Source organism: Streptomyces canarius (assembly GCF_014650735.1).
In the GTDB taxonomy this organism is placed as follows: domain Bacteria; phylum Actinomycetota; class Actinomycetes; order Streptomycetales; family Streptomycetaceae; genus Streptomyces; species Streptomyces olivaceoviridis.
In genome coordinates this window covers 1-553 of the sequence record NZ_BMVN01000252.1, presented here as the reverse complement: position 1 = coordinate 553, position 553 = coordinate 1, and the positions used below count along the sequence as shown (strand labels likewise).

Annotated in this window: 1 protein-coding gene; it reads right to left on the bottom strand. The window is 65.8% G+C overall.

From position 1 onward, the window contains the following. A partial coding sequence (locus tag IE294_RS47160; RefSeq protein ID WP_189895443.1) for a hypothetical protein occupies positions 1-477 on the bottom strand: 477 nt, incomplete at its 3' end. Positions 478-553: the final 76 nt, after the last annotated feature.

The following is a 553-nucleotide window of genomic DNA, read 5'->3' as shown; positions in this document are numbered from 1 at the left end:
GAAGCTGCCGCCGAAGGGGTCGCCGATGCTGGTTCCGGCTTTGCGGAATCGTTCGGCCCAGTCGGTGGCGGATCCGACGGTTTTCTGGAGTTGGACGCGGGTGGCGACGGGGACGTCGATGGCGATTTTGGTGCCGATGGTGGGGTTTTCGGCGTGTTGTTTCTTCCAGTAGGCGAGTTCTTGTTCGGCGATGAAGCGGTGTGCTTGTTCGGCGCGGGGGTCGTCGGCGGGGATTTTGTAGAGTTCGGCGAGTTCGGGGCGTTGGAAGACGGTGTGGATGTCGCGGGCGCCGTTTTCGCCGGCGGCGACGCGGATGGCTTCGATGGAGCGGGCGATGCCGGATCCGACGGTTTCTTGTCCTTCGAGGCCGGAGTCTTTGAGGACTTTGTCGATGTGGGTGATGGCGAGTTGGCGGGAGTTGGTGGTGGGGCGGGGGTCCTGGTTGAGGCGTAGGACGCTGAAGCTGGAGCGGATCATGTCCCGCCAGGTGCCGCCGCTGTCCTCGGGACGGGCCCCGCCGGGCAGACGGGTGTCGTGCCGGTAGGGGGCGTCG